This is a genomic window from Asticcacaulis biprosthecium C19, from assembly GCF_000204015.1.
In the GTDB taxonomy this organism is placed as follows: Bacteria; Pseudomonadota; Alphaproteobacteria; order Caulobacterales; family Caulobacteraceae; genus Asticcacaulis; species Asticcacaulis biprosthecius.
The window spans coordinates 110,701-113,949 of the sequence record NZ_GL883078.1 but is presented as its reverse complement, the minus strand read 5'-3'; the positions used below and the strand labels follow the sequence as shown (position 1 = coordinate 113,949).

Annotated in this window: 4 protein-coding genes; 3 read left to right on the top strand and 1 reads right to left on the bottom strand. The window is 59.6% G+C overall.

Features of this window, described 5'->3' with window-relative positions; translation table 11 throughout:
• Positions 1-22 precede the first annotated feature (22 nt).
• Positions 23-493 carry a response regulator gene (locus ABI_RS11180; RefSeq protein ID WP_006273080.1) on the bottom strand — a complete coding sequence of 157 codons (471 nt, stop codon included), beginning with the start codon at positions 491-493 and terminating at the stop codon, positions 23-25.
• 177 nt (positions 494-670) lie between these two features.
• On the opposite strand from ABI_RS11180, the gene ABI_RS11175 reads away from it, so the two are divergent.
• From ABI_RS11175 to ABI_RS11165, 3 genes are all read left to right on the top strand, one after another.
• Positions 671-2,164 carry a sensor histidine kinase gene (locus ABI_RS11175; protein WP_006273079.1) on the top strand — a complete coding sequence of 498 codons (1,494 nt, stop codon included), beginning with the start codon at positions 671-673 and terminating at the stop codon, positions 2,162-2,164.
• A gap of 4 nt (positions 2,165-2,168) precedes the next feature.
• On the top strand, positions 2,169-2,624 hold the full coding sequence (locus ABI_RS11170) for a response regulator (RefSeq protein WP_006273078.1): 456 nt from the start codon (positions 2,169-2,171) through the stop codon (positions 2,622-2,624).
• Between the two features lie 74 nt (positions 2,625-2,698).
• Positions 2,699-3,151, top strand: a complete 453-nt coding sequence (locus tag ABI_RS11165) for an SRPBCC family protein (protein ID WP_006273077.1) — start codon at positions 2,699-2,701, stop codon at positions 3,149-3,151.
• The last annotated feature ends 98 nt before the right edge of the window (positions 3,152-3,249 follow it).

The following is a 3,249-nucleotide window of genomic DNA, read 5'->3' as shown; positions in this document are numbered from 1 at the left end:
CGCGGGCGGGGAGAGGTAATTTTTAGGAGAATTGCTTGGGTTCGCCGTCGGCCGGGAGTTGCATCAACGCGAACCAGTAGTCCTCGATCTTGGCAACGATGTCGTCATAGGTGTCCGTGGTCACCGGCTTGGTGATAAAGCCGTTGGCATGCCGGTCGTAGGCGCCCGCGATGTCGCGTTCGGCGGCCGAGGAGCTGAGCACGATCACCGGGATGCGTTTGAAGGCCGGGTCGTCCTTCACCTGACTCAGGAAGTCGTGGCCGTGCATGTGCGGCAGGTTCAGGTCCAGCAGGATCAGGTCCGGACGCGGAGCATCGGCATAGGCGCCTTCACGGCGCAAAAACGATAGTCCGGCTTCACCCGTTTCCGCCACCGTAACCTCGCTGGGCATGCGCGCCCGGCGAAAGGCGCGGCGTGTCAGGACAGCGTCACCGTGATTGTCCTCGATCAGCAGAACCTGGGCGCTGCGCGCCTGCTCCGAAAGCCTGGTCATGTGCTGTTACCTCTCCCCGTGGCGAAACTGTGACACCAATTTGCACAGCTTCGCAAGGGCCATTCACATAACGCACGTTTCGCGAAAGTAGCTCACCGCGAGGATAATTTTCTCGCCGGACGGGAAAAGGCAATCGTGTTATACGGTGCGCAAACCCCGTTCGCGAGGACATCTGCGATGAATCACGACATGACCACCTTCATGCCGCACGGCTATTGTTTCCTGTGGAAACCCGGCATCCTGTGGCTGCACGTCCTGTCGGACCTGGGGATTGCTGTTGCCTATTTCGGCATTCCCCTGGTGTTGTGGTATTTCGTCCGCAAACGGACGGATCTGCCTTACCAGAAAATCTTCCTGTTGTTTGCGGCCTTCATCCTGCTGTGCGGCACAACACACCTGTTCAATATCTGGGTCCTGTGGGTGCCCAGCTACTATACCGAAGGCGCTGTCAAGGCGGCTACCGCCGTCGTCTCGATCGCAACATTGGTTATGAGTATCAGGCTGCTGCCCCACGCCCTGAAACTGCCCAGTCAGGCCCAGATGGCCGAGGCCAATGCCAAGCTGCAGGAAGCCAATGAAAAGCTGGAAGCTCTATACCGCCAGGTCGAGGAAGAGGGGCGGGTGGTGTTAGGCTCGGTCGTCGACAATGTCGGCGAGGGCATTATCACGCTGGATGAGACCGGGCGCATCGAGAGCTTCAACGCGGCCTGTGAGGCCATTTTCGGCTATGAGCCCGAGGATATCGCCGGCCAGCCTCTGTCGGTGCTGGTGCCCGATGCCGAGGATCGTCACCGGGTATGGCTGGCGGTCGGGGCGTCGGGTCAGGAGGTACAGGCGCGGCGCAAGGACGGCACCGTCTTTCCGGCCGACCTGTCGATCACGGCTTTCGAGGTGTCGGGCAAGCGCCACCACACTGGCATTATCCGCGATATCACCCGTATTCGCCACGCCGAGGAAAGCCGACACCGCCTGCTGACGCGTTTGACCGAGTCGAACACCGAACTGGAACGGTTCGCCTATGTCGCCTCGCACGATATGCAGGAGCCCCTGCGCATGGTGATGAACTTCAGCCAGATCATCGCCAAGGATTACCACGACAAGCTGGACGACGAGGGAAGGGAGTACCTCAAGATCGTCGCCGACAGCGCCCATCGCATGCGCGACATGGTCCAGGACCTGCTTGACTATGCCCGGCTTGGACGTGAGGGCGTGCGGTCCGGCGATGTCGACCTGATGGTCGAACTTCAGCACGTCCAGAACAATCTGGGCACCCTGCTCAGCGAGAGCAAGGCCGAGATTTCGTGCGTGTCGCTGCCCAGCGTCAAGGGCAATGCCGTCCAGATCATGCGGCTGATGCAGAACCTGATCGCCAACAGCGTCAAGTACCAGCCCAAGGGCCAGGCGCCACGCATCCATATTTACGCCTCGGACGAAGGCGACAACTGGCTGATCGCCTTTAAAGACAATGGCTTGGGGATTGAGCCGAGCTTTATTGAACAGGTGTTTGAACCCTTCCGGCGGTTGCATACCTGGGACGCTATTCGCGGTACGGGGTTAGGGCTGGCGGTATGCCGCAAGATCGTCGAAAACCATGGTGGCAGGATCTGGGCCGAGTCGGAGCCCGGCAAGGGCAGTACCTTCCTGTTTACCCTGCCCAAGACAAAGAGCTGAGACAATGAGTAATCTGCTGATCCGTGAAGGTCGTGCCGCCGAAATTCTGCTGGTCGAGGACAACCGCGGCGATGTGCTGCTGGCCTCGCGTGCGTTCAAAGAGGCGCAGATCGAGAACAATCTGACCGTCGCCAGCACGGCCGAGGAAGCTTTGGCGATTTTGCGGGCGTCGCTGGAGGAAGGGGTGCGGTTGCCGGACATCATCCTGCTGGATTTGAACCTCCCGAAGATGAGCGGCAATGACCTGCTGGGGATCGTCAAGGGCGATGAGGCCCTGCGGCACATTCCGGTGATCATCATGTCGTCGTCGGTGGCCGAGATCGATGTTTCCCGCAGTTACGATCGCCACGCCAACGCCTATATCGCCAAGCCGGTCGATCTGGAGAAGTTCCGCCAGGTGATCAGCAGCATCGAGCAGTTCTTTTTCATGCTAGCCATCCTGCCGGCGGAAAAGTCCTAAGCTCTTGTCAGGGGCGGCGGCTATGCTAGGGTTGGCTTTCCGGGGTTCTGGCCGGGGTTTTTCAGGAGTCGCGCATGGCCATCGTCTTCGAGCATAGCATCGACGTGCCGCAGTCGCCGAACCAGGTCTTCAGCCTGATCGACGACTATAAGAAGGTACCGCTGTGGGCGATACGGTGCGAAGGCGTCGCCAAACAGGGCGCGGGGCCCAACAAGGTCGGCGACAAGCTGCGCTATGCCTATTGCGAGCATGGCAAACATGGTTTGATGGACGGGGTCATCGTCACCCAGGACCAGGATAGCCGGCTGAGCTATAAGTATTATGACAAGATGATGCAGGTGTTCGTCGATTTCCGGCTGGAGCCGGATGGGGCGGGGACGCGCTTGACGCACCGGATCGAGATCACGCCACATTCCTTCATGGCCAAGCTGATGAGCCCAATGTACCGGATGAAGCTGCCGAAACAGACCGTGGCGGCTATGGCAGCGTTGAAGGCTTTGCTGGCGAAGGAATACGGTGCGGTTTAAAGCGTTCAGACTGAGCTACTTCCTCCTGCCCCGTTTACGGGGAAGGTGGATCAGTGCAAAGCACTGAGACGGAAGGGGTTGTTCCACTGACGGAAAGG